This is a genomic window from Paenactinomyces guangxiensis, assembly GCF_016055185.1.
In the GTDB taxonomy this organism is placed as follows: Bacteria; Bacillota; Bacilli; order Thermoactinomycetales; family Thermoactinomycetaceae; genus Paenactinomyces; species Paenactinomyces guangxiensis.
The window spans coordinates 143,931-169,691 of sequence record NZ_JAECVR010000005.1; the positions used below are offsets into that span (position 1 = coordinate 143,931).

25 protein-coding genes and 1 riboswitch are annotated in these 25,761 nt (G+C 49.1%); of the genes, 22 read left to right on the top strand and 3 right to left on the bottom strand.

From position 1 onward, the window contains the following. Positions 1-303: 303 nt before the first annotated feature. The 9 genes from I8U27_RS07245 to I8U27_RS07285 all read left to right on the top strand — a co-directional run bounded on the left by I8U27_RS07245 (position 304) and on the right by I8U27_RS07285 (position 12,361). On the top strand, positions 304-1,482 hold the full coding sequence (locus I8U27_RS07245) for an acetyl-CoA C-acetyltransferase (RefSeq protein ID WP_181751284.1): 1,179 nt from the start codon (positions 304-306) through the stop codon (positions 1,480-1,482). A 112-nt stretch (positions 1,483-1,594) separates the two neighbouring features. Then, entirely contained in the window at positions 1,595-2,449 is an 855-nt protein-coding gene (locus tag I8U27_RS07250) for a 3-hydroxybutyryl-CoA dehydrogenase (RefSeq protein WP_181751283.1), read from the top strand. A gap of 22 nt (positions 2,450-2,471) precedes the next feature. Next, complete coding sequence (locus tag I8U27_RS07255; RefSeq protein WP_181751282.1) at positions 2,472-3,614, top strand: acyl-CoA dehydrogenase; 1,143 nt, start codon at positions 2,472-2,474, stop codon at positions 3,612-3,614. A gap of 327 nt (positions 3,615-3,941) precedes the next feature. Further along, complete coding sequence (locus tag I8U27_RS07260) at positions 3,942-5,084, top strand: acyl-CoA dehydrogenase (protein ID WP_181751281.1); 1,143 nt, start codon at positions 3,942-3,944, stop codon at positions 5,082-5,084. A 26-nt stretch (positions 5,085-5,110) separates the two neighbouring features. Next, positions 5,111-6,067 (top strand): methylmalonyl Co-A mutase-associated GTPase MeaB, encoded by a 957-nt coding sequence (gene meaB, locus I8U27_RS07265; protein WP_181751280.1) that lies wholly within the window; start codon positions 5,111-5,113, stop codon positions 6,065-6,067. Beyond that, positions 6,068-6,730 (top strand): TetR/AcrR family transcriptional regulator, encoded by a 663-nt coding sequence (locus I8U27_RS07270; RefSeq protein WP_309506108.1) that lies wholly within the window; start codon positions 6,068-6,070, stop codon positions 6,728-6,730. Continuing rightward, positions 6,705-9,962: a fused isobutyryl-CoA mutase/GTPase IcmF gene (icmF, locus tag I8U27_RS07275; protein ID WP_181751279.1), complete on the top strand. Its 3,258-nt coding sequence runs from the start codon at positions 6,705-6,707 to the stop codon at positions 9,960-9,962. Before I8U27_RS07270 ends, icmF begins: the two co-directional genes overlap by 26 nt. Before the next feature lie 149 nt (positions 9,963-10,111). Then, the gene (gene rpoE, locus I8U27_RS07280) at positions 10,112-10,588 is read left to right on the top strand and encodes a DNA-directed RNA polymerase subunit delta (protein WP_232345294.1); all 477 of its coding nucleotides are present in this window, start codon (positions 10,112-10,114) and stop codon (positions 10,586-10,588) included. Between the two features lie 150 nt (positions 10,589-10,738). Then, entirely contained in the window at positions 10,739-12,361 is a 1,623-nt protein-coding gene (locus tag I8U27_RS07285) for a CTP synthase (RefSeq protein ID WP_181751277.1), read from the top strand. Between the two features lie 40 nt (positions 12,362-12,401). Here the strand turns inward: I8U27_RS07285 and I8U27_RS07290 are convergent, their stop codons facing one another. Then, a complete protein-coding gene (locus I8U27_RS07290; protein ID WP_181751276.1) occupies positions 12,402-12,980 on the bottom strand; it encodes an ECF transporter S component in 579 nt (192 codons plus the stop codon). A 502-nt stretch (positions 12,981-13,482) separates the two neighbouring features. Between I8U27_RS07290 and I8U27_RS07295 the strand changes: the two genes are divergently transcribed. Both I8U27_RS07295 and I8U27_RS07300 read left to right on the top strand, forming a co-directional pair. Continuing rightward, entirely contained in the window at positions 13,483-13,788 is a 306-nt protein-coding gene (locus tag I8U27_RS07295) for a cytochrome C oxidase subunit IV family protein (RefSeq protein ID WP_181751275.1), read from the top strand. 184 nt (positions 13,789-13,972) lie between these two features. Then, positions 13,973-14,482 (top strand): GNAT family N-acetyltransferase, encoded by a 510-nt coding sequence (locus I8U27_RS07300; RefSeq protein WP_181751274.1) that lies wholly within the window; start codon positions 13,973-13,975, stop codon positions 14,480-14,482. A gap of 51 nt (positions 14,483-14,533) precedes the next feature. Here I8U27_RS07300 and I8U27_RS07305 read toward each other — a convergent pair whose 3' ends face one another. Continuing rightward, complete coding sequence (locus I8U27_RS07305) at positions 14,534-15,448, bottom strand: ketopantoate reductase family protein (RefSeq protein ID WP_181751273.1); 915 nt, start codon at positions 15,446-15,448, stop codon at positions 14,534-14,536. Between the two features lie 183 nt (positions 15,449-15,631). Between I8U27_RS07305 and I8U27_RS07310 the strand changes: the two genes are divergently transcribed. Continuing rightward, positions 15,632-15,865 carry an indolepyruvate ferredoxin oxidoreductase subunit alpha gene (locus I8U27_RS07310; RefSeq protein ID WP_181751272.1) on the top strand — a complete coding sequence of 78 codons (234 nt, stop codon included), beginning with the start codon at positions 15,632-15,634 and terminating at the stop codon, positions 15,863-15,865. Positions 15,866-16,083: 218 nt separating this feature from the next. On the opposite strand, the gene I8U27_RS07315 is transcribed toward I8U27_RS07310, so the two are convergent. Beyond that, on the bottom strand, positions 16,084-16,611 hold the full coding sequence (locus I8U27_RS07315) for a GrpB family protein (protein ID WP_374057912.1): 528 nt from the start codon (positions 16,609-16,611) through the stop codon (positions 16,084-16,086). 181 nt (positions 16,612-16,792) lie between these two features. Between I8U27_RS07315 and I8U27_RS07320 the strand changes: the two genes are divergently transcribed. The 10 genes from I8U27_RS07320 (at position 16,793) to rpmE (ending at position 25,428) form a co-directional block, all read left to right on the top strand. Continuing rightward, entirely contained in the window at positions 16,793-17,158 is a 366-nt protein-coding gene (locus I8U27_RS07320) for a response regulator (protein WP_181751271.1), read from the top strand. 35 nt (positions 17,159-17,193) lie between these two features. After that, the gene (kal, locus tag I8U27_RS07325) at positions 17,194-17,571 is read left to right on the top strand and encodes a 3-aminobutyryl-CoA ammonia lyase (protein WP_198065855.1); all 378 of its coding nucleotides are present in this window, start codon (positions 17,194-17,196) and stop codon (positions 17,569-17,571) included. 32 nt (positions 17,572-17,603) lie between these two features. Then, complete coding sequence (gene kce, locus I8U27_RS07330) at positions 17,604-18,428, top strand: 3-keto-5-aminohexanoate cleavage enzyme (protein WP_181751270.1); 825 nt, start codon at positions 17,604-17,606, stop codon at positions 18,426-18,428. 132 nt (positions 18,429-18,560) lie between these two features. Next, entirely contained in the window at positions 18,561-19,415 is an 855-nt protein-coding gene (fba, locus tag I8U27_RS07335) for a class II fructose-1,6-bisphosphate aldolase (RefSeq protein WP_181751269.1), read from the top strand. A gap of 52 nt (positions 19,416-19,467) precedes the next feature. Then, positions 19,468-20,115: a fructose-6-phosphate aldolase gene (gene fsa / locus I8U27_RS07340; RefSeq protein WP_181751268.1), complete on the top strand. Its 648-nt coding sequence runs from the start codon at positions 19,468-19,470 to the stop codon at positions 20,113-20,115. 149 nt (positions 20,116-20,264) lie between these two features. Further along, on the top strand, positions 20,265-21,512 hold the full coding sequence (locus tag I8U27_RS07345; protein ID WP_181751267.1) for a UDP-N-acetylglucosamine 1-carboxyvinyltransferase: 1,248 nt from the start codon (positions 20,265-20,267) through the stop codon (positions 21,510-21,512). A gap of 146 nt (positions 21,513-21,658) precedes the next feature. Further along, positions 21,659-22,621, top strand: a complete 963-nt coding sequence (gene glpX / locus I8U27_RS07350) for a class II fructose-bisphosphatase (protein WP_181751266.1) — start codon at positions 21,659-21,661, stop codon at positions 22,619-22,621. A 63-nt stretch (positions 22,622-22,684) separates the two neighbouring features. After that, positions 22,685-23,956 carry a transcription termination factor Rho gene (rho, locus tag I8U27_RS07355; RefSeq protein WP_181751265.1) on the top strand — a complete coding sequence of 424 codons (1,272 nt, stop codon included), beginning with the start codon at positions 22,685-22,687 and terminating at the stop codon, positions 23,954-23,956. A 96-nt stretch (positions 23,957-24,052) separates the two neighbouring features. Further along, positions 24,053-25,048: a LysM peptidoglycan-binding domain-containing M23 family metallopeptidase gene (locus I8U27_RS07360; RefSeq protein WP_181751264.1), complete on the top strand. Its 996-nt coding sequence runs from the start codon at positions 24,053-24,055 to the stop codon at positions 25,046-25,048. 179 nt (positions 25,049-25,227) lie between these two features. Beyond that, positions 25,228-25,428 carry a 50S ribosomal protein L31 gene (gene rpmE / locus I8U27_RS07365; protein ID WP_181751263.1) on the top strand — a complete coding sequence of 67 codons (201 nt, stop codon included), beginning with the start codon at positions 25,228-25,230 and terminating at the stop codon, positions 25,426-25,428. A 192-nt stretch (positions 25,429-25,620) separates the two neighbouring features. Then, a riboswitch (SAM riboswitch) is annotated at positions 25,621-25,739 on the top strand. The last annotated feature ends 22 nt before the right edge of the window (positions 25,740-25,761 follow it).

The following is a 25,761-nucleotide window of genomic DNA, read 5'->3' on the forward strand; positions in this document are numbered from 1 at the left end:
CCGCCACATACCCGGCAACAACAGGACAGGTCCGGTTTCCGCTGTCCTGTTCTTTTTTGCCTGTAAATATCTTTAGAGGCCCGCCTGCTTTTCGATTCGCTTTTTGCTCCCGGCCTTTCAAATTTAGGTAGCATACAGAAAATTATACCAAAGGTGAATAAAACATTATTGTTTCAACAAATAAATTCGATCAACTATTGTTAATAGATGCTTAATCAGTTACTCTAAAAATGAAGGCGTTTTCATTGGCAGGTAAATCGAACGAACGCTCGATAGAGCGAAGTATTGCGGAGGTGGATTGCAATGGCAGAGACGGTGGTATTAGGAGGAGCACGGACTCCTTTTGGTAAGCTGGGCGGAGCATTAAAAGATGTATCCGCAGTGGAATTGGGCGGAACAGCCATTCGCGCTGCGCTGGACCGGTCCGGAGTGCCGGATGAAGCGGTGGATGAAGTGATTATGGGGATGGTTTTGCAAGGGGGAGCCGGGCAGATTCCCTCCCGTCAGGCGGCCCGGCATGCAGGGTTGGATTGGGAGGTACAGACAGAAACGATCAATAAAGTGTGTGCCTCCGGATTGCGCAGTGCCACCCTGGCTGACCAGATCATCCGGGCCGGTGATGCCGGGGTGATTGTTGCAGGCGGAATGGAAAGCATGAGCAACGCCCCGTATATGTTACCGTCAGCCCGCTTTGGACAGCGCATGGGTGACGGAAAAATGGTTGATTTGATGATTCATGACGGATTGTGGTGCGCCTTTCATGATGTGCATATGATTGTGCACGGCAGCAATACCGCTGCTAAGTACAGTATAAGCCGTGAGGAGCAGGACAAATGGGCACTTGGCAGCCACCAGCGCGCACTGGCTGCAATACAAGCCGGGCGGCTGGCCGAGGAGATCGTTCCGGTCCGTGTCAAAAACAAGAAACAGGAGATCACTGTTGACCGGGATGAATCTGTTCGCGCAGATACGGATATAGAAAAATTGGCCTCACTAAAGCCTGCTTTTCTCCGGGATGGCACCATCACCGCCGGAAATTCGCCGGGGGTAAATGACGGAGCCGCTGCACTGGTGCTTGCCTCCCAGGAAAAAGCCGGACAGCTGGGAATCAAGCCGATGGCCCGCATCCTCGGGCACGCAGCCGTAGCAATGGAGGCACAAGACTTCCCTGTCACTCCCGCGTTTGCTATTCAAAAACTGTTGCAAAAACAGGGGCTGGAAGTAAAGGATATTGACTTATTTGAAATTAATGAGGCATTTGCGGCTGTGGCTCTGGCCAATAGCAAAATTCTCGGTTTGGATCCCGGGAAGCTGAATGTGAACGGGGGAGCGGTTGCGCTGGGACATCCGATCGGGGCAAGCGGGTCACGGATTCTCCTGACCCTGATCATGGAATTGAAACGGCGCGGCGGCGGTTTGGGAGTAGCCGCGATTTGCAGCGGGGCCGCTCAAGGAGATGCCGTTCTTGTCCGGGTTGATTGATTTGCCTGATCAGTAAATTCCATGGCCAACCGGAGCCATTTTCCCCCGGCTCACTGCCTGTTGGCGGAAAATGGCTTCATCTTCAGATTATCTGTAAAGGTGGGGAGTTTTGGTGGATATCAAACGAGTGAGCGTGCTCGGAGCCGGACAGATGGGAAGCGGGATTGCCCAGGTGGCTGCTCAGGCCGGCTATCAGGTGTCAATGTTGGACACCAAAGAAGAGTTTTTGCAGAGAGGAATCAACCGGATTGGCAAAAATCTGGAGCGGAGTGTTGCCAAAGAGAGGATCACAGAGGATGAGAAAAACGAAATTCTGAACCGGATCCATACCACCACCGGGATACAGGAAGCGGCCGGTGACGCGGATATTGTCATCGAAGCTGTGGTTGAAAATATGGAAGTAAAAGCGGATGTATTCCGCAAACTTGATAAGATTTGTCCCGGGCATACCATTTTGGCGAGCAATACCTCTTCATTGCCAATCACCGAGATTGCGGCAGTGACCAAACGGCCGGAGCAAGTGATCGGTATGCACTTTATGAACCCTGTCCCGGTGATGAAACTGGTGGAAGTGATTCGCGGCCTGGCTACTTCCGATGAAGTGTTTGCCACTGTGGAGCAATTATCCAGGGACATGGGGAAAAATCCGGTGGAAGTGAATGATTTTCCAGGCTTTGTCTCCAACCGGGTACTGATGCCGATGATCAACGAAGCAATCTACGCCGTTTATGAAGGGGTGGCGACCCCGGAGGCGATTGACGATGTAATGAAAATGGGCATGAACCATCCGATGGGCCCTCTCACATTAGCTGACTTTATCGGGCTGGACACCTGCTTATATATTATGGAAACCCTGTATGAGGGTTTTGGAGACAGCAAATACCGGCCCTGCCCCTTGCTGAGAAAATATGTGAAAGCGGGCTGGCTGGGCAAAAAGAGTGGCCGGGGCTTTTACACCTACGAGTAACAGGCACCAGGAGTGGATGTAGATGAACTTTACATTTACAGAAGAACAACAAATGATGAGGAAGATGGTACGCGATTTTGCACGGAGCGAAATTGAACCGTTTACAGCGTTGATGGATGAAGAGGACCGTTTCCCCCGTGAAGTGGTAAACAAGATGGGGGAATTGGGCCTGATGGGGATTCCCATCCCGGAAAAATGGGGTGGGACCGGAGCCGATTTTATTTCTTATATTCTTGCACTGGAGGAAATTTCCCGCGTCAGTGCCACGGTTGGAGTTATTTTGGCAGTTCATACTTCGGTCTGTACCATCCCGATTTTGAAATGCGGGACCGAGAAGCAGAAGAAAAAGTTTATTCCTCCCCTGGCACAGGGTACATCCCTCGGCGCTTTTGCTTTGACAGAGCCGCATGCCGGCTCCGATGCCTCCCGCATTCGCACCCATGCCCACCGGGTGGGAGACAAATACATTTTAAATGGGAGCAAAGTGTTTATCACCAATGCCGGGGAAGCAGATATCTACGTTACATTTGCTGTAACTGATCCTGATCTGGGAGCCAGAGGGATCACTGCTTTTATTTTAGAAAAAGATACCCCTGGCTTTAAGGTGGGCAAGAAAGAGAAGAAGATGGGCCTGAACGGTTCCAATACCTGTGAGTTAATCTTTGAAGAGGCGGAGATCCCTGTCGAAAACCGTTTAGGAGAGGAAGGGCAAGGATATGAGGTGGCCCTTTCCAACCTGGCGGGAGGGCGGATCGGCATTGGTGCACAGGCACTGGGGATCGCTGTCGCCGCCTTTGAGCATGCTCTGGCTTATGCCAAAGAACGGAAGCAATTTGGCAAGCCGATCGCCAGGCAACAGGCAATCCAATTTAAGCTCGCCGACATGGCTACTCAGATCGAAGCAGCCAGACTCTTGATTTACCGGGCGGCAGAAGTGAGACAAAACGGCGGGCCCTGTAAAATGGAAGCCGCAATGGCCAAAATGTTTGCCTCTGATGTGGCGATGAAGGCGGCCACAGAAGCTGTCCAGATTTTTGGCGGATATGGATATACTCGTGAGTATCCCGTAGAAAGGCTGTTCCGGGATGCCAAGATCACACAGATCTACGAAGGGACCAATGAAATCCAGCGCATTGTCATTGGGAAAGAACTGTTATCGGACTAATTTATAAACTAAAACGATTGTGGGCTGCTTGGTTACAACCTTGGGATGAAAGTTTTAATTATGTTGGGGAGGCAGGTTTTCTGGGGAGCGATTTTTGGCGACCCACCGGGCGGAAAAAACGGAACAAGGGAAAAAGCGAGGCAATTCTGCATTGAATTTGCTTCCCTGCCCATTTGCCGAGCCCCTTGTGCAGTTTTTGGAGCGGCCATTTCTGCTTCCTCGCAGGGCGCCAATCTGAAGCGAGACAGAAATCCTGCCCTCCCCCCTGTGAGACACACACTTTCACAGTAAAAAGATTTCCACACCGCAGCAAAGGGGAGAATCGCGATGCAATTCCGTTTGAGTGAAGAGCACGAAATGATGCGCAAAATGGTGAGAGAATTTGCGCTTAATGAAGTAGCTCCAACCGCAGCAGAGCGGGACGAAAAAGAAATATTTGACCGTACCATCTTTGACAAGATGGGGGAACTTGGCCTTGCCGGAATCCCCTGGGATGAAGAGGTCGGGGGAGGCGGAGCTGATTACTTGAGCTATGTGATTGCAGTGGAAGAGCTGTCCCGTGTTTGTGCCTCTACCGGAGTTACTTTATCGGCACATATCTCCTTGGCCGGCTGGCCCCTTTATAAATTTGGCTCACCAGAGCAAAAGCAGCGTTTTCTGCGTCCGATGGCCGAAGGGAAAAAGCTGGGCGCCTATGGTTTGACAGAGCCCGGCTCCGGTTCGGACGCTGCCGGGATGAAAACAACAGCCGTCCGGGACGGGGACGACTATATCTTAAACGGCAGCAAAATATTTATCACCAATGGCGGGGATGCGGAGATCTATGTGGTTTTTGCTGTGACAGATCCGGCGTTAAAGCATAAAGGCATTACCGCGTTTATCGTGGAAAAGGGTACACCCGGCTTCTCCTTTGGCAAAAAAGAGAAAAAATTAGGGATTCGTTCTTCCCCGACACTGGAAATTATTTTTGACAATTGCCGGATTCCGGCGAGCCAACGTTTGGGCGAAGAAGGGCAAGGGTTTAAAATCGCGATGATGACTCTGGATGGCGGACGTAACGGAATTGCCGCTCAGGCAGTTGGAATTGCCCAGGGGGCGCTGGATGCCGCACTCGCCTATGCCAAAGAGAGAAAGCAGTTTGGCAAGCCGCTCAGCCAGTTGCAAGCGATCCAGTTTAAATTGGCCGATATGGCGACACAGGTAGAAGCAGCCCGTCTGTTGACATATCAAGCCGCCTGGTTGGAAAGCAACGGGCTTCCATACGGTAAAGCGTCTGCGATGGCGAAGCTGTTTGCCGGTGATATCGCGATGCAGGTCACAACCGAAGCGGTCCAGATTTTCGGCGGATACGGATACACCCGGGAATATCCGGTGGAACGGATGATGCGCGATGCCAAGATCACGCAAATTTACGAAGGGACCAATGAAATCCAACGGGTCGTTATTTCAAACTACCTGTTGAAAGAGTAATTTGAATCACCAGGGGGAACGAGAGGATGGATGATTGGCTTCGGCTGATCCGCAACAAAGAGAAACGGCACATCGCCCGTCTGATCAGCCGAATCGAGAATGGCGATCCGCAGAAAACAAAGATTTTGGAGCAACTGTACCCTTTCACTGGAAACGCCTGGCTCATCGGAATTACCGGGCCACCCGGAGCGGGGAAAAGTTCCCTGCTAGACGGGTTGATTCACCATCTGCGCGGGCAAAAAAAGACAGTTGGAGTGATTGCCGTCGATCCGACCAGTCCCTTTACGGGCGGTGCGATTCTCGGTGACCGGGTGCGGATGACCAGACACGCGCTGGATAAGGATGTTTTTATCCGCAGCATGGGGAGCCGCGGAAGTCTGGGAGGATTGTCGAGAGCCGCCAAGGAAGCTGCCCGGGTTTTGGACGCGGCCGGATATGATGTGGTTCTGATTGAAACGGTTGGCGTCGGACAAGCGGAATTGGACATCATGAACATCGCCGATACCGTAGCTCTGGTATTGAACCCCGGAGCCGGGGATGTGGTCCAGGTGTTTAAAGCGGGGATTATGGAGGCAGCCGATCTGTTTATTATCAACAAGGCTGATCTACCGGGAGCCGCTCGTTTGCAGGCAGAGATTGAAGAACTGTTGGATCTGGTGAAACAGAGCCATTCCTGGCGACCTCCCATCGTACAAACAGTCAGCACAAAAAATGAAGGCATTGAAAACCTCTGGGCGCAGATGAACAAACACCGCCGCTATTTGGAAGAGCGGGGGGAATGGTCAGGGCGCAGGAAACGCCACCTGAAGGAAGAAGTACAGGAAGTGATTGAAGACATGCTTCGCCGCCGGCTGGAACTGGAATTAAGCAAACCGGAATTCCAAATGGAACTGCAACAAGTTGCCGAGAGAAAAAAAGTTCCCCAGCAAGTGGCGCGCGAGTGGCTGGAACGAGTGCTGGGCAAAACTGGGGGTGAAATATAAGTGAAAAAGCACTCCAAACTAATCCCCTCGATGATTAAAGATCAGCGCTTGATTGAACAGCGCAGACAGCAAATTATTGACGGAGCCGTTCGGTTATTTGTCAAAAAAGGCTTCCACAAGACAACAACCCGTGAGATCGCCAGAGAGTGCGGGCTGTCTATAGGAACGATGTATGAGTATATCCAGAGCAAAGAAGATGTTCTTTACCTTGTTTGCGACTATATTCATTCAGAATTGGAGCACAGGCTGCAAGAATCGGTGTCGGAAGAAGATTCGGGAATTGATTCTCTGCGCAAAGGATTAAAGCAGTTATTTAAAGTGATGGGCGAGATGCGGACATCTGTCTTGCTGATTTATCAGGAAACAAAATCTCTGCCCAAAGACAAAATGAGCTATGTCCTGAAAAAAGAAGAAGAGATTACCGCCATCTTTGAACGGATCCTGGAAAAAGGAATGAAAGACGGAACACTGAATATGAACCCGTCTTCGGTGAAATTAATGGCTCACAATATTATGGTGATCGGACAGATGTGGACCTTTCGCCACTGGGCATTAGGCCGGTATTACGATTTAGAGGAGTATACAGAGAGACAAATGGCTCTCTTGTTAGGTGAGTTTACGTCTGGAGGGAATCGGGATGGAAACGGAAATCTATCGTCCTAAGCACGCGGTCCGCTTCGTCACGGCAGCCAGCCTGTTTGACGGACATGATGCCTCAATCAATCTGTTCCGGAGGCTGTTGCAGGCATCAGGCGTGGAAGTGATCCATATGGGGCATAACCGTTCGGTGGATGAGATTGTCGAAGCGGCCATTCAGGAAGATGTACAGGGAATTGCTGTCTCCTCTTATCAGGGGGGACATATGGAGTTTTTTAAGTATATGGTTGATTTGCTGAAGGAACGTGGTGCTTCCCATATTCGCGTCTTCGGAGGGGGAGGAGGTGTGATTGTCCCGCGTGAGATTCGGGAGCTGGAAAGCTACGGGGTGAGCAAAGTGTTTTCACCACAGGACGGGAGGAATCTCGGATTGCAGGGCATTATTAATTGTATGGTGCGGGAGACTGATTTCCCAGTGGTCCGCGAAATTTCCTGGGAGCTGGACGCTTTGAAAGCAGGAGATAAAAGGGCGATTGCCAGGCTTCTCACTTATGCGGAAGAAGCGGCGGAAAATGAGCAAATCCGGGAAACGGCTGCAACCCTGTTTGCTGACCTGATCCATACAAGTGACACAGATACCGCTATTCCGGTCATCGGGATCACCGGAACGGGCGGGGCGGGTAAAAGCTCCCTCACCGATGAGCTGGTCCGGCGCTTTTTGCATGATTTTCCTGACAAGAAAATCGCCGTTCTGTCTATTGACCCGTCCAAGCAAAAAACCGGCGGAGCCTTGCTGGGAGACCGCATCCGCATGAATGCTGTCCATCATCCCCGCGCTTACATGCGCAGTTTAGCGACCCGCCGTACGCGCTCCGAACTGAGCGGGGCGATTCGTGAGTCCATCGCCGTGATGAAACGGGCCGGATATGACTGCATTCTCGTTGAAACAAGCGGAATCGGGCAGGGGAATGCAGATGTCGTTCAGGTGAGTGACCTGTCCGTCTATGTGATGACCGCAGAATTCGGGGCACCCTCTCAGCTGGAAAAGATTGAAATGCTAGACTACGCTGATTTGGTGGCGATCAATAAATTTGACCGCAAAGGTTCCGAAGATGCCCTGCGCGATGTAAAAAAACAATATCGCCGCAACCATAACCTGTTCCACGTCCCGGATGATGAAATTCCCGTCTACGGTACGATGGCCAGCCGTTTCAACGATCCGGGCACCAATATTTTTTACCGTGCACTCATCGATAAGATCAATGAAAAAATGGGCCTTTCCTGGAACTCCTCTTTAGATGTGACCGGACAAAAGATGGAACTGCGATACATTATTCCACCCGAACGGACTTATTATCTGCGTGATATATCCAACACCGTCCGCAAATATCACGAAGAATCCAAACAACAGGCAGAGGTGGCCAGCCAGCTGTATCAGATCCGCGGAACCAGACAGCTGTTGGACCAGGCGGGAAATGATCAAACATTAACTGTCCAACTTGATGAAGTTGAGCAGAAAACGGTAGAAAAGCTGACCCCTGAAAACAAACGGATGCTGGAAGAGTGGCCCAAAATCGCGGAGAAGTATCGCGGGGATACATTTGTCACCAGGATCAGGGATAAGGAGATAAGCACTCCGCTCTACACAGAAACCTTATCCGGAAGCCGAATTCCCAAAGTTGCTTTACCCAAATACAAAGATTGGGGAGAACTGATCAGGTGGCTGCATAAAGAAAATCTGCCCGGCCACTTCCCTTTTACGGCCGGAGTTTTTCCATTCAAGCGGGCTGACGAGGATCCTAAACGGCAGTTTGCCGGAGAGGGAACCCCGGAACGTACCAATAAGCGATTTCATTATCTGTCTAAAAACGATACCGCCAAACGCCTTTCCACCGCATTTGACAGCGTGACCCTGTACGGGGAAGACCCGGCGGAACGGCCTGATATTTATGGAAAAGTAGGGGAATCGGGAGTAAGCATTTGCACACTGGAAGATATGAAAAAGCTGTATGAAGGGTTTGACCTGTGTTCCCCGAACACCAGCGTTTCCATGACTATCAACGGGCCTGCGCCAATTATTTTGGCCATGTTTTTCAATACAGCGATTGAGCAGCAACTGGAGAAGTTCCGGCAGGAACAAGGGCGGGAACCATCGGATCAGGAGGCGGAGCAAATTCGGGCCCGCACTTTGCAAACGGTGAGGGGAACCGTGCAGGCCGACATTTTAAAAGAGGACCAGGGCCAGAATACCTGTATTTTCTCCACCGAGTTTGCTCTCAAGCTGATGGGCGATATCCAGCAATACTTTATTGATCACGGTGTCAGAAACTACTACTCTGTCAGCATCAGCGGTTATCACATTGCCGAAGCGGGAGCAAACCCAATCTCCCAGCTGGCGTTTACCCTGGCTAACGCCTTTACCTATGTGGAATATTACCTGAGCCGGGGAATGAAGATTGATCAGTTTGCCCCGAATCTGTCTTTCTTCTTCAGTAACGGACTGGATGCCGAGTATTCCGTTATCGGCCGGGTGGCCCGGCGGATCTGGGCGATTGTCATGAAAAAACTGTATGGAGCCAACGAGCGCAGCCAGAAGCTGAAATATCACATCCAGACCTCGGGGCGTTCCCTGCACGCGCAGGAGATTGATTTCAACGATATCCGCACCACTTTGCAAGCGTTGATGGCCATCTATGATCAATGTAACTCTTTGCACACCAATGCTTACGATGAAGCGATTACCACTCCGACGGAAGAGTCTGTGCGGAGGGCGATGGCGATTCAGTTGATTATCACCAAAGAGCTGGGTTTGGCGAAAAATGAGAACCCGTTGCAAGGCTCCTTTATTATTGATGAACTGACCGATCTGGTTGAAGAAGCAGTATTGAAAGAATTTGAGCGGATCAGCGACCGCGGGGGTGTACTCGGGGCGATGGAGACTCAGTATCAACGCGGCAAAATTCAGGAAGAGTCTCTCTACTACGAAACGAAAAAACATTCCGGGGAGCTTCCGATTATCGGGGTCAACACCTTTGAAAATCCAACACCGCCGGATGAGGTTGAAATTGAATTAACCCGGGCCACACCGGAAGAAAAACAATCTCAGATTGAACGTCTTCGCCGGTTCCACGAGAATCATCGGGAGGAAGCAGCGAAGGCACTGGAGCGGCTTAAACAGGTGGCCCAGGAAGATGGCAACCTGTTTGCCGAACTGATGGAAACGGTTAAAGTAGCCAGTCTGGGCCAAATTACCCATGCTCTGTACGAAGTGGGCGGACAATATCGCCGCAATATGTGATCACTCATTTGCCTGTGGCACCGTGCAGGCGGGATATTTGTACCCATTCTGTTTCCTTGGTTGACTTCAACCGTTTTTTGGATAAAATATTTGTACGAGATACTAGGGAGGACGATGGACTTCACCCCTATGGAAGGATGTGTCCGGTTTTGAGTGACAACCTTGCAACAGAAAAAATCATGGAAACAGCAATGGTTGATTTGGCTTACGATGTGTTAAAAAGCAAAAATGAGCCGATGCTTTATCGGGATATAATGAACGAGGTAGCAAAATTAAAAGGATTTACAGAAGAGGAGGTTGCCAGGTATATTGCCCAGCTCTACACAGAAGTGAACATCGACGGCCGTTTTATCTGTGTGGGCAGAAGCCTGTGGGGACTGAGACACTGGTATCCGACAGAACAGGCGACCGATTCTGCTGTTGCTGCCAACGTAAAAGATGATTATCTCGATGACGATCTGGAAGATGAAATATATGATGAAGAGGACGACAAGTTTAATGATCCGGACCTGGAGAATTTAGACAGCTTGGATGACGACTATAACGACGATGAAGAAAGCCCATTTGAACATGAAATGGGTGAAGATGAATTAAGTGATGAAGAGGATAGTGAAGAAGATCATTAATCGCTTGACAAACCTTTATTCCTCAGTTAGACTATTTTCTGGGCTCAATAAGAACGGATTTTATAAAAAGGAGCGCCCCTGTTTCAGGGGCGCTTTTTCTATTTTGTTTGCAAGTTTTTAGGGTATCCTGTTTATAGGAGGAGAATAGATATGGCTAAATTTATTTTTGTGACCGGAGGGGTGGTTTCCTCGCTGGGAAAAGGGATCACTGCGGCCTCCCTGGGGCGGTTGTTGAAAAATCGAGGGTTAAAAGTAACCATACAAAAATTTGATCCATATATTAACGTGGACCCGGGAACGATGAGTCCGTATCAGCACGGTGAAGTATTTGTTACCGATGACGGAGCGGAAACCGATCTGGACCTGGGCCACTATGAGCGTTTTATTGACATCAACTTGAGCAAACACAGCAACGTCACGACCGGAAAAATTTACTCAGCCGTGATTAACAAAGAGCGGCGCGGCGATTACCTGGGGGGAACGGTACAAGTTATCCCCCATATTACCAATGAAATCAAAGATCGTGTATTCCGGGCGGCGCGTGAAACCCACGCTGATGTGGTGATCACGGAAATCGGCGGAACTGTCGGGGATATTGAAAGTTTGCCATTCCTGGAGGCCATACGCCAAATAAAAAGCGATGTCGGCCGCCAAAATGTGATGTACATCCACTGCACCCTGATTCCGATGCTCAGGGCGAGCGGTGAGCTGAAAACAAAGCCGACTCAGCACAGCGTGAAAGAACTGCGCAGCATCGGTATTCAACCCAATGTGATCGTATGCCGGACAGAATATCCGCTGGCTGAAGAGATGAAACAAAAACTGGCTCTTTTCTGTGATATTGACCGTGAAGCCGTCATCGAGGCGCGGGATGCGGAAACACTGTATGAAGTGCCGCTGATGTTGCAGGAACAAGGTTTGGATGAAATTGTGGTCAAACACCTCGGGTTAAACGGCGGGCCTGCGGATATGAGTGAATGGATCCGGCTGGTCAACAAAGTGAAAAATTTGACTCATACCACCCGCATTGCCATTGTGGGTAAATACGTGGCCTTGCACGATGCTTATATGAGTGTCGTGGAATCATTGCGCCATGCCGGTTTTGCAAGCGATACAGATATCGATGTAAAATGGGTGAACTCTGAGGAAGTCCGGGACTCAAATGTGGCAGAGTTACTCGGGGGTGTAGACGGGATTCTTGTACCCGGCGGGTTTGGGGATCGCGGAATTGAAGGAAAAATCGTGGCAACCCGTTATGCGCGTGAGCAAAAGATTCCCTTCCTCGGCATCTGCCTGGGGATGCAGATGGCCTGTGTAGAAGGGGCGCGTAACCTGCTCCACCTTGAGGGAGCCAACAGCTCCGAATTTGACCCCGGCACTCCCCATCCCGTCATCGACCTCTTGCCTGAACAAAAAGAAATTGAAGATCTGGGCGGGACGATGCGTTTGGGCCTCTACCCATGCAAACTGTTGCCGGACAGCTTAGCCGCCAAAACATACGGCAACGGCCTGGTTTATGAGCGCCACCGCCATCGTTACGAATTTAATAATGAGTATCGCGAAGACCTGGAAAAAGTGGGCTACCGCTTCTCGGGAACCTCCCCGGACGGGCGGCTGGTGGAAATTGTGGAGTATGTCAACCACCCCTGGTTTGTCGCTTCCCAGTTCCATCCCGAATTTACCTCCCGCCCCAATCGCCCGCAACCTCTTTTCCACGGGTTTGTTTCCGCTGCACTGCGGGCAAGCCAAAAAGAACATGTCGGCATAAAATAAACAGTGAAACCCAGCAACCGGACAGGCTGCTGGGTCTTTTTTACCGATAAACCAAATGACGATTGAGATAGGGCTTTAACTTTAAGTAGAGCGGGATAAAGACCGTTGCAATGATGGCACCCTTGACGATGTTGAAAGGTGCGACGCCGTAGAGAACCAGAACCATTTTTTCTGAACCGGTAACAGTCCAGTGAATCAGGGTACTGTAAGCCGGGAACAGGATATACCAGTTGGTGATGGTCATCACAATCGCCATCAACAGAGTGGCCGCCCCCAGTCCATAGATTAACCCTTTCAGCTGCCCTGCTTTTTTACTGATCAGCACCGTAACAACCACAAAAATGCTGCCTGACAGGAAATTGGACATCTGCCCAAGCGGAATAGCGCCGGTTTCGCTCCCGCTAAAAATAAAGTGAAGAACATTTTTTAAAAACTCAATCAAAACCCCGGCCAGCGGTCCATAGATCAGCCCGCCGATTAAAGCCGGAATATCGCTGAAATCGATTTTCAAGAACACCGGAAACATAGGAAGCGGAAACTCCAGCTTTTGCATCAGAAAAGAGCATCCGGAAAGCAGCGACAAAAAAGCCATTTTCGTCAAACGATGTGAATGTTGCATCAGATGTACACCCTCCCTTATTGTGACTCTGATGACAACCGTACGAGAAGCAGAAAGCCCGAAGAAAGAGAGTGCGGTTAAGCACAACACTTCCTTCGGGCATGGACAAATAAGAGTAGTGAACCCCCTGTTTGAAAACCAAAGGCACAGAACAGCCATGCAGCCGTTTTTGTCGAAACTCAAACAGGCATACTTGGTCACGGACTGAGGAATGCGCTTCACTCCGGTAAAGCGATTCCATCACCGCCGGTCGGGAATTTCACCCTGCCCCGAAGGATAAATGAATATATATTCACTTTTCTGACTTTCATTATAAAACAGAATAGGTAAATGTGAAAGCATTTTATTGTGTTCATGCGGTCAGGCTGAAATCCTGCCCTCCCCCCTGTGCAACACAGCACTTTCACCAAAAAAAACAAACAGGCATTTTTGCAGGTTATAGGTACTATTCTGTATAATAAAAATAGTGGATAAATTTTCGACAATCCAAGGAGGGATCTCCATGGAACCTCGATTGAACAATCAGCCTGTGAAACCTGTTCAAAAGCCGGCATCTCCCTGGAAGTATGTACTCTCCTTTTTCTGGATGATCGTGTTTACTGCGATTGCATTTGTGCTGGTATGGGGAGAATATCTCAACCCTGAAGCAACCTTCTGGGTAATTACTTTTCTCGCTTCCCTTCAAGTCTTGTTGCAGTTGTTTACATTTATGCATCTGGACCAGAAGGGACAAAGTATGCCCATTATTTTTATGGGGCTGGGCATTCTAATTGCTGTTATCTCGGCTGTAGGAATTGTGTTAATGTGATGTTGCCCAAAGGTATTTTATCGGGCTGTCCCTCTGACGGACAGCTCTTTTTTGTTTTCGGAAAATATTGTCAGGGTTTTATGACAAGTCTCCCGTGGAAACTTATAATGAAGTGTGAATAAAGTTCCATTTAAGAGTAATGAAGGATGAAGAGCAATCTGGATCAAGGAAAGGGCAGCAAAAGATGAAATTCGTACAGGCGAAAATCAATCAGACAGAAGAGGTCATACAGCTGTATCGAGAGGTAGTCAAACTGATGAACCGGAACAACATCTACCAGTGGAGCGAAGACTACCCCAGACCGGAGGATTTAAAGAAAGACATTGAAAAAGGGGATATGTACCTGCTGGAAGATCAGGGTAAAATTGCCGCAGCTGTCGTATTAAACGAACAATATGATGCCGAGTATGAAGATATCCCCTGGGAAGACAGGACAGGCCGTTTTTTAGTCGTACATCGGCTTTGTGTCAACCCTGATTTTCAAGGACAGGGAATTTCCAAAATACTGATGGAGAAGATTGAAGCACTGGCTCAAGAGCTGGGCTATACCAGCATTCGCCTTGATACCTTAATGGCAAATGGCAAAGCAATGAATTTGTATGAGAGCATAGGGTATGAAAAGCGGGGCCAATTTTACTTTCCTTCTCATGACCAGCCGTTTATGGCGTTTGAAAAAAAACTGGTTCAGATATAAAAAAGCGGCAGCCTCCGCGTCCGGGTGGTTGCCGTTATTTTGAATATCTGTTTAGTTTCGCCCGTTTTGATAGATTTTAAGAGTGCTGTACACAGTCTTAAGCAACGGAAGATCCATTTTTTTCGCTGCCAGTTGAATCAGTGCCCCGTGTAAATGATCTGTTTCGATCGGCAGCCCTTTTTCCATGTCACGCAGCATAGAAGATTTCATCGCCGGCTCCAACTTTTCCATGTTGGACAGGATTCTCTCCGCCAGATCAGCTGGGAGCGAAGGCTCCTGTGTCCTGGCAATCGCCACAATCTCGTGCAGAAAACGCAAATATGTTTCCCTGCCAAAGGGAGAAGCCAGAATAGGCCCGATACTGCTTCTCATCAACGAAGTGAGCCCGCTCATCGCATTGATAAAAATATATTTTTTCCACATCTCAACTTTGATTTGCCGGCTGTGGCGGGCTTGCATGTTGGCACCCGCAAAAAGTTGCCCGATCTGGCGGACTCTTTCCGTGGTTTCGCCATGCAGTTCGCCAAAGACGATTTCATGAATCGCGCTGTATTGTTCCACCTGGCCCTGTGCGTTCAGCGTTGATTCAATAAAACAAAGCCCTCCCAGCAGCACTTCTTCACCAAAATGTTTTTTGATCTCCTGCAAATGGCTGATTCCGTTTAGCAGTGGAAGAATGGCGGTGTTTTTGCCCACATAGGGCTGAAGGGAAGCAAGTGTTTGCCCGAGGTGATAAGCTTTTACAGATAAAAGAATCAGGTCAAAAGGATCTGCCGGTTGCCCGGATAACAGTGTCTTGACTTTCAATGCTGCATCTCCGTGGACACTTTTAATCACCAATCCATGACGGTCCAGCTCCTGTTTGCGCCGCTCCCGGACCAAAAATGTAACGTCGGCTCCTTTTTCGACCAGTCGTCCGCCAAAATATCCGCCCACAGCCCCGGCCCCAACAATGAGAACACGCAATGGCAGCCCCCCTTTTCTGTTGCGCCTCTATACTAAATATTAACCCTTTTCCTTCGGGATGCGAAGATATATTAATAAAAAACAGATATAATTGAAGAGTTTGTTTATTAAAGGCATATAAAAGGTATAGAATTCATATAGATATCTCTAATCCTTTTTAATTACTCTAAGGAGGATTTAACCATGCCGTATGTGATTACCTCACCTTGCAAAGATGAAAAAGCTGCCGAATGTGTGGAAGTTTGTCCCGTTGATGCCATTCACGGGGATGATGTACAGTATTATATCGACCCGAACACATGTATTGACTGCGGAGCTTGTGAACCTGTTTGCCCGGTAGAAGCCATTTTTCAGGAAGAGTTAGTTCCCGAGAAGGAACAGGATTATATCAGGATCAATACGGAGTTCTTTGAATAAGAGGGAATGGATCAGCGTGAGTCAACAGCCCTCTTCCATTTCCGGACTGTCCGAAGCAACAGTCGGCTTGGTCCGGCCATGGTATCTGTGAGAGTATTGTGCAGTTCGGGGAATAAGTTACGGTCAACAGTTGCTGTCTCTCAGCGGCTTGCTTGTTTTTAAGCGAAGGCCGCCGCACCGGACTTGTTCCCCTCCCTTTCAACCCGGATACCGGATCGTTATGATTTTTCCTGTTGCCAGCGAAGGGCTTTTTTCTCCAGCTCTTTTACCAGGCTGTCTTTACCATCCATATAACTTTGAATATCAAAAGGAAACTGTTGAGCCAGTTTCAGTTTTAACTCACCGTAGCTCTTCGCTTCTTCGGGATGCGTACGCAAGTAATCCCGAAAAGCGAGATGGCGGCTGATCTCCGGATTTCCTGCCGCAAAGATGTGAACATGGTGTGTTCTGACTGTCTCCCCTTTATAGAAATAGCGGCGCCCCGGAATTCCGTTTTCCCCTTTGGCGATGTACCCCAGTCGGGCCATTTGTTCATTCAATGAGTCTACCCATTCAATTTGCTTAACCACTGGCATGAGATCGATCACCGGTTTAGCGGCAAGACCGGGAACAGAGGTGCTGCCAATATGGTAGAGACCGATGAGACAGGAGCCCAAAACCTGTTTTAACCGGCCAGCTTCCCGTTCGTACAGCACATTCCAGTAAGGATCATAGGGGACGACGGTTACTTCTCTCATTGTCGGCATGCCAACATCCTTCCGTTTATTTCATAAATGAACCAATTTTTCCCGCAGAATCAAATTTTTTATGACAATAGCAGGAAAAGAAACGACTTACTCGAAATATATTCAACATATTGTGTATTTTGTCATTATAACATAGATCGTACATGAGCCGAAGGTGCCGAGGGAGGAGGTTTTTCTTTACATGTCGCATAAAAAAGTGCTGGTCGTCGATGATCAATATGGAATTCGTTTACTGTTAAAGGAAGTTTTTTCCGGTGATCATATCGACATTTTTCAGGCAGCCAATGGAAAACAGGCGCTGGAGATTATCCGCAAAGAAAAGCCGGATTTAATTCTGCTGGATATGAAGATGCCGGGGATGGACGGGCTGGAGATTTTGCGGCGCTTGCGGAAAATTGACCCTGGAACCAAAGTGATTATGATGACTGCTTACGGGGAACTGGATATGGTAGCTGAGGCTTCCCGTCTCGGGGCCCTGAGCCATTTTACCAAACCGTTTGATATCGAAGAGCTGCGGTCTGAAGTGATGAAACAGTTAGTCTCTTAAATGCGGAAAAAATATTAGCTAAGAGGTGCAACCAGATGATAGAGGGATTGATCCGTGTGCGCATGAGTCAGGCAGATGCCCATTATGGCGGGAATTTAGTGGACGGTGCAAGAGTGTTATCGCTGTTTGGGGATGTGGCGACGGAGATTCTGATCCGCCATGACGGGGATGAAGGCCTTTTTGTCTCTTACGACTCCGTTGAATTTTTGGCGCCTGTCTATGCGGGGGACTATATTGAAGCGACGGGCCGGATGAAAAAAATAGGGAATACATCAAGAAAAATTACTTTCCAGGCATATAAAGTAATTGAAACAGAACGGGATCCTGCCAGACCTTTTGCCGCTCATTTGCTAAAACAGCCGCTTTTGGTTGCTCGTGCTTCCGGCACTTGTGTGGTACCAAAAGGAAGATAGGCTGTATTTTTTGTTTTCAGGGGGAAGGGAAGATGGAAAAGCTAATCATTACAGCGGCTTTAGTCGGCGCGGAAGTGACCAGAGAGGATACCCCTTATCTGCCGGTGACTCCTGTGGAAATCGGGGAAGCTGCCGCAGAGGCGCGGGAGGCCGGGGCTTCCATTGTCCATATCCACGTGCGGGATGAAAATGGAGCCCCTACGCAGGATCGAAACATGTATCGACGGGCGATCGAAGAGATTGAGAAGCGCTGTGATGTCGTTGTGCAGGTATCGACAGGTGGGGCTGTGGGAATGTCGATTGAAGAGCGCATAGAGCCCCTTTCGCTCCGCCCTGAAATGGCAAGCCTCACAACAGGTACGGTTAATTTTGGCGATGGTGTCTTTATGAACACCCCTGAACAATTGGTTGCTTTTGCCGAAGAATTTGAGCGATACGGGGTTCGCCCCGAATTTGAAATCTTTGAAGTGGGCATGATTGCCAATGCTATGAAATTGGTGAAAAAAGGATATTTTACCGGCCACCTGCACTTTGACTTTGTGATGGGGGTACCGGGAGCGATCCCGGCGACAGCCGACCATTTATTACATATGATTAAGCAACTCCCGGAAGGAGCCACATGGAGTGTGGCAGGTATCGGCCGCGCCCAGTTACCGATGGCCGTGTTGGGGATTGTTTTGGGAGGGCACGTCCGCGTAGGCCTGGAAGATAATATTTACTACCGCAAAGGGGAACTGGCTACCAATGCCCAACTGGTGGAACGGGTGGCCCGAATCGCCGGCGAATTGAACCGTGAAATTGCCACTCCCGATGAAACCAGAAGAATGCTATGCCTGAGCAAAACAAAATTTTACTAATCGGAGATCAAGCTTCCTTCAAAACTGACTGGCGGAGTGTTATAATGACACAATGATAATCACGTACTGCCAATGGGAAACATATTTGCTGCACACAGCTGATCCCACTTATATGTAAAAGGAGGCTTACATATGCCACTCGTTTCGATGAACTACTTTTTGCCCCGGGCGAAAGAAGAAAAATTTGCTGTCGGACAATTTAATATTAACAATCTGGAATATGTCCAGGCGATTACAGAAGCAGGAAAAGAGGAGCGTTCTCCGCTCATTTTTGGCGCCAGTGAAGGGGCCATCCGCTATATGGGATTAAATAATGTCGTCGCTCTGTCCAGAGTGGCCGCTGAAGAATCCGGCTTGCCGATCGCTCTGCACCTGGACCACGGCAGCAGCTTTGAGATAGTTATGAAATGTATCCGGGCCGGCTTCTCTTCAGTGATGTTTGACGGCTCCCATTATCCTTTGGAAGAAAATATCCGCTTAACCAAAAAAGTGGTTGAAGCTGCCCATGCGGTGGGGGTATCGGTAGAAGGCGAGTTGGGTACCATTGGTGGTGTAGAGGATGACCTCGATGTCGCCGAAGAAGATGCGTCACTCGCCAATCCGGAAGATGCCATCCGCTTCTGGGAAGAAACGAAGGTTGATGCGATGGCGATTGCCGTTGGAACTGCACACGGCATGTACAAAGGCGAACCTAAAATCCGCTACGATATTATTGAAAAAGTCAGCCGGCAGATCGGAGCGCCTATTGTGCTGCATGGCGGATCAGGCGTGCCGGACGAGTCGATCCAAAAATCAATTTCCTTCGGTGTGGGAAAAATCAATGTAAACACCGAAAACCAGGTAGCAAGCACCCGGGTGGTTCGTGAACTGTTAGAGAAAAACCCGGACATGATCGACCCCCGCAAATATCTGGGGCCTGCACGTGAAGCCATTAAAGAAGTTGTCAAAGGAAAAATGCGCCTGTTTGGAAGCTCGGGCAAAGCTTAAAGATTGCCAGCACCGTTTTGCCTACTTTGTCTGTAACTGGAGGAATGGTTATATGAAATTCTTTATAGATACAGCAAATGTTGAGGAAATTCGCCAGGTACATGAGTGGGGCCTGTTATCCGGAGTGACGACAAATCCCAGTCTTGTAGCAAAATCTGGCCGTGTATTTGAAGAGGTATTGCAGGAAATTTTGTCTATTGTCGACGGACCGGTCAGTGCAGAAGTATTGAGCCGTGAATCACACGGGATGATTGAAGAGGGGGAAAAACTGGCTTCTCTTTCCGACAATGTGACCATTAAAGTTCCGATGACGATTGAGGGCTTAAAAGCGGTTCACCATTTTGCAAAGAATGGAATCCAGACAAACGTGACACTGATCTTTTCCGCAAACCAGGCTTTGATGGCCGCAAGAGCCGGAGCCACATTTGTCAGCCCGTTTATCGGACGTCTGGATGATATCAGCCAGAACGGCATTGAGTTAATTCAAGAAGTAGCAGAAATCTTTCATGTGCACGATATCGCCACGGAAATCATAGCGGCCAGTATCCGGCACCCTGTCCATGTTACCCAGGCGGCATTGCACGGTGCCCATATCGCTACCCTGCCGTATAAAGTTCTGGAGCAAATGGTGCGCCATCCTTTGACGGATCAAGGGATTGAAAAATTTGAGGCCGATTGGCAAAGGGCGAAGCAATCATAAGTCAACGATGGTCTGGCGGCAGGTTTTTACAGCCTTCCGCCGGATTTCATTTTTTGATCGTACCATGACGTTATTCATCTCCGCGGATGAACATGGGTTTCACACGAGTGGTGAAACATGCCCGAGATATAGAAAAGAGGGAGGGTCTAATGGAGAAGCTGGTCATTAAAGGCGGACACCCCCTGCATGGAAGCGTCAAGATTAGCGGAGCCAAAAACAGTGCCTTAGCGATGATTCCTGCCACTCTGCTGGCCGATTCACCTTCCGTATTGGAAAATATCCCCGATATTCGTGATGTTGCTTTCTACATAGAGGTTTTGCATGATTTAGGAGCGGTCGTTACCCGGACAGGTGCAGAAATAACCATAGACCCCTCACCGATTCGCCACCAGCCGGTGCTGAGTCAAAAGGTGAACCAATTACGGGCCTCCTATTATCTGATGGGGGTTTTACTGGGGAAATGGAAGGAAGTAACCATTGGCACGCCAGGCGGATGCAACCTGGGATTGCGCCCGATCGACCAGCACATCAAAGGGTTTCAGGCGTTAGGGACCAAGGTGGTGCAGGAGGATGGCGTCCTCCGCCTGATTGCTCCAAAGCTGCAAGGTGCGCGGATCTATCTCGATGTAGTCAGTGTTGGAGCAACCATCAATATTATGTTCGCGGCTGCCTGTGCGGACGGAAAAACGGTCATTGAAAATGCTGCTAAAGAGCCTGAGGTTATCGATGTTGCGACCCTGCTGAGCAGCATGGGGGCTGTCATCAAAGGAGCCGGTACAGATATCATTCGGATTCAGGGAGTGAAACGGCTGCACGGATGCCGCCATACCATTATCCCTGATCGCATTGAAGCCGGGACTTATATGATTGCCGCTGCTGCAACGGAAGGGGAAGTTCTGATTGAACAAATTATTCCCAAGCATTTGGAGTCCGTTTCTGCTAAATTAAGAGAAATGGGAGTGCAAATCCAGGAAGAAGAAGAGTCGATTTTTGTCAAAGGGAGTTCCCGCTATACTCCTGTCGATATTAAAACCCTGCCGTATCCCGGCTTTCCAACCGATCTTCAACAGCCTTTTACCTCTCTGCTAACCCGAGCACACGGAACCAGCCTCGTCACAGACAATATTTATTCTTCCCGTTTTGAACATGTCAGCCAATTGGAAAAGATGGGGGCCAAAATCAAGGTGGAGGGCAGAACAGCCATTGTGGAAGGGATGATTCCGCTTCACGGAGCCCGGGTCCATGCTTTTGATCTGCGTGCCGGAGCCTCTCTGGTGATTGCCGCACTGATGGCTGAGGATGTTACATGGATCACCGGAACCAATCATATTGACCGTGGTTATGAACAACTGGAACAAAAACTGGCCCGCCTGAAGGCGGAAATCCGGCGGGAATAAAAAAGCGCTTACTTTTTTGTCTCCCGATTTCTCTGGCGATTGGCAAAGGTTTAGAGTATAACATAAGAAAGGAATATGTTACTCTATTTATGGAGTTATGACATACTTTTGCCGGCGTGCTGAGAAAAACAAGGGAGATGACTGATATGGAAAGAAGTTTAAGCATGGAACTTGTTCGCGTGACGGAGGCTGCGGCTGTTGCTTCCGCCCGTTGGATGGGATTTGGCAAAAAGGATGAAGCAGATGCCGCGGCTACTTCCGCGATGCGTAAGGTGTTTGATACCATTCCCATGCGCGGAACCGTTGTGATTGGCGAAGGAGAAATGGATGAAGCCCCCATGCTCTACATCGGGGAACGGTTGGGGCTGGGATACCTGCCTGAAGTAGATGTAGCTGTTGATCCGCTGGAAGGAACTAACATTGTGGCCAAAGGATTGTGGAATGCTCTCTCCGTTGTAGCTGTGTCTGAGCGTGGCGGACTGTTGCATGCCCCTGATATGTATATGGACAAGATCGCAGTTGGCCCAAAATCTGTCGGACTGGTAGACATTGATGCTCCGGTGGTGGATAATTTAAAGGCAGTGGCCAGGGCGCAGGGCAAAGATATGGAGGATCTGGTTGCTGTTGTGCTCGACCGTCCCCGCCACGCCAAGCTGATTGAAGATATCAGAAAGGCGGGAGCACGGATTAAGCTGATCCCTGATGGTGATGTAGCTGCGGCGATTCATACAGGTTTTCCTGATACGGGAGTTGATATTTTATTTGGTTCCGGGGGAGCGCCGGAGGGAGTATTGGCGGCAGTTGCGTTAAAATGTCTCGGCGGGGAAATTCAGGGGCGCTTGATGCCTGAGGATGAACAGCAGTATGACAGGTGTATCCGGATGGGTATCCAGGACCCTAAACAAGTGTTGCGCATGGATGACCTGGTCAAGGGGGAAGATGCCATCTTTGCCGCGACGGGTGTAACGGACGGGGAGCTTTTAAGAGGAGTCCGCTATCAGGGAACCCTGGCAAAAACCCACTCTGTAGTGATGCGTGCCAAAACGGGGACGATCCGCTTTATGGATGGAACCCATCGGCTGGAAAAAAAGCCGAACCTGGTTTTATAGAAACCCTCTCAATCTTTTGGGAGAGGGGGTAATCCTAATAGAAAAACGTGTGGTGATAATCTGATGGACCTCACATTGAGTGATTTAGAGAATCTTCGGTTAACGGAGTTGTACAAACTGGCGAAGCAATATCAAATCTCCTACTACAGCCAGATGAAAAAGAAAGAATTGATCTTTGCGATCCTGAAGGCCAAGGCAGAAGAAGACGGTTTAATGTTTATGGAAGGTGTCCTCGATGTACTTCCTGAAGGATACGGCTTTTTAAGGCCGATCAACTTTTTGCCTTCTGCTGAGGATATTTATATTTCCGCCTCGCAAATTCGCCGGTTTGACCTCCGCTCCGGCGATCTGGTATCCGGAAAAGTACGGCCTCCCAAAGAAAATGAACGATACTTTGGATTGTTGCACGTTGAAGCCGTCAATGGGGAAGATCCCAATGTGGCGGCAGAACGTTTGCACTTTGCCGCTCTGACCCCACTTTATCCGGAGAAGCGCCTGATCCTGGAAACCACTCCCGAGAGAATTTCCACCCGGGTCATGGATCTTATTGCTCCTGTGGGACTGGGGCAACGGGGCCTGATCGTGGCCCAGCCCAAAGCGGGAAAAACAATGCTGTTAAAAGAGATTGCCAACAGTATCACGGAAAATGATCCCCAGATCGAACTGTTTGTGTTGCTGATCGATGAACGTCCCGAGGAAGTGACCGATATGCAGCGGTCCGTCAAAGGGGAGGTTGTCAGTTCCACCTTTGATGAATTGCCGGAAAATCATATTAAAGTAGCTGAACTGGTTCTGGAGAGGGCGCAACGGCTGGTTGAACACAAAAAAGATGTCGTCATTTTGCTCGACAGCATCACGCGCCTGGCCCGGGCTTATAACCTGGTCATTCCGCCAAGCGGCCGCACGCTGTCCGGAGGGATTGATCCCGCCGCTTTCCATCGCCCGAAACGTTTCTTTGGAGCTGCCCGTAATATCGAAGAAGGCGGAAGCCTGACCATTTTGGCTACAGCGCTGGTTGAAACAGGATCACGCATGGATGATGTGATCTATGAAGAATTTAAAGGAACCGGCAACCTGGAATTGCACTTAGACCGCAAACTGGCGGAACGACGCATTTTCCCCGCCATTGACATCAGGCGTTCCGGAACCCGCCGCGAAGAGCTTCTTTTAAGCAAAGCCGAACTGGACAAACTGTGGATGTTGCGCAAATCGATGTCAGACGGTAATGAGTATACGGAGGCCTTTGTGAAAAAATTGAAAAATACCAAAACCAACGCAGAGTTTCTGGCTTCGTTAGAACCTAAACAGCCTCGCCCGACCACCACTGTTTCCTGATCAGAAATTTTTTTGGCATATGCCGCTTTGCCCCCACATAAAGATGAAACCGGGGTGAATCCTACCCAACACTTTCATTTTATGTGAGGTGCTATGATGTCTTCCAAAAAAGCGTTGTTGGCTTCTTCCCTCACCATCTGCTCTGCCTCAACATCTTGGGCGGTGGGTACAGACAAACATCCTGTCTATGCAGCAGAATTGCAAAATACCGAACCGGATCAGGATAATCAGCAAATCGCCCAAGAAATGATCTATCAGTATCTGAACCCTATTTCAGCAGTGACCGATGGGAATCTGGCCGCCAAGGTGGAGACAAAACCACTCACGTATCAAGTAAAAAAGGGGGATACACTTTACCGGATTGGTCTGTTTTACGGAGTCCATCACAATCAGCTTGCCGCCTATAACCAGATCACCGAACCGCATCTTCTCGAAGTGGGCCGAACTTTGAATATTCCCTTAGTGCGAAAATGGGTGCGGATCAAATTTGGCGATACGCTGGAAAGCCTGGCCAAAGAGTACAAAACCACCACCGGGTTGCTTCTCCATCTGAACCCGTCACTGAAAGATCTTGGGATCACATATGTCGGCCAGAGAGTGGCTGTTCCGCAAAAGCTGGAGATTCCAGCCCTCCGGTATGCCAAAGGCTCTCAAGCGGCGAAAAAGAAAGGTCGTATCCGTCTGGCTGTAAAGCATCCCGCCCGATGGAATGCCGGTTCTTATGTTTTTCGCTGGCCGGTGAGCGGACAGATTACAAGCAACTTTGGCTGGCGCAACGGCCGTCAGCATAAGGGCATCGATATCTGGAGCGCTGCGAAGTCAAAAGCAGTTATCCATGCCTCTCTTGCCGGCAAAGTAGTGCAGGCAGGGTATTCCGGGGGGTATGGAAACTTAGTTGTCCTGGATCACGGAGGTGGTTGGGTTACCTATTACGCACACTTAAGCCGGATCCGTGTCAGTAAGGGGGAAATCATCGAAGCAGGCCAGGCTCTCGGAAACATGGGTCAGACGGGAAATGCAACTGGCTACCATCTGCATTTTGAAGTGAGGAGAAACGGTCAGGCGATTAACCCGCTCTCTGTCTTAAAATAAAAAAAGCCATTATTTATCCAATTTTCCAGCAAAGGATCATAGCACAGCGTTTGTGTCCAGGTGCAGTACACTCCTTTCCCCACCTTGCAGCAACGGGTCGTTCATGCTATAATACTTCAGTGGTTTCAATTGAGCGAACGAATGAATCAGTTGGATTGGCAAGGAAAGAGGTGAGAAAGATGAAAGCTGCTATTCATCCAGCATACAAATTGACAAAAGTCACCTGTGCGTGCGGAAATACATTTGAAACCGGATCAACCGCCGAAAACCTGAAAGTTGATATTTGTTCCGAATGCCATCCTTTCTTTACCGGTAAACAAAAAATGATCAACGCAGGTGGACGCGTCGATCGTTTCAAAAAGAAATACAATATGAAGTAATTGATATATATGATTGGAAAAACACAGGGCAAGCGAAAATCACCGCTTGCCTTTTTGTGTACACAGATAATGAAGAGTACGGTTGATCATGTAAGCCGCCCCGTATTTTTAAAAAAACCATTGACGATCATCAGATTTAGTCATTATAATAAAAAGAATTTAAAAATAAAACATATTTTTCTTATCAACATACTCTTATCCAGAGCGGCGGAGGGACTGGCCCAATGAAGCCCGGCAACCCTGGTTGTACCATCAACCGGAAGGTGCCAATTCCTGTTAGAGACTAACCATCAGTCTCTAAGAGATAGGAGAGGAAAACGGATCAAAAAAAAC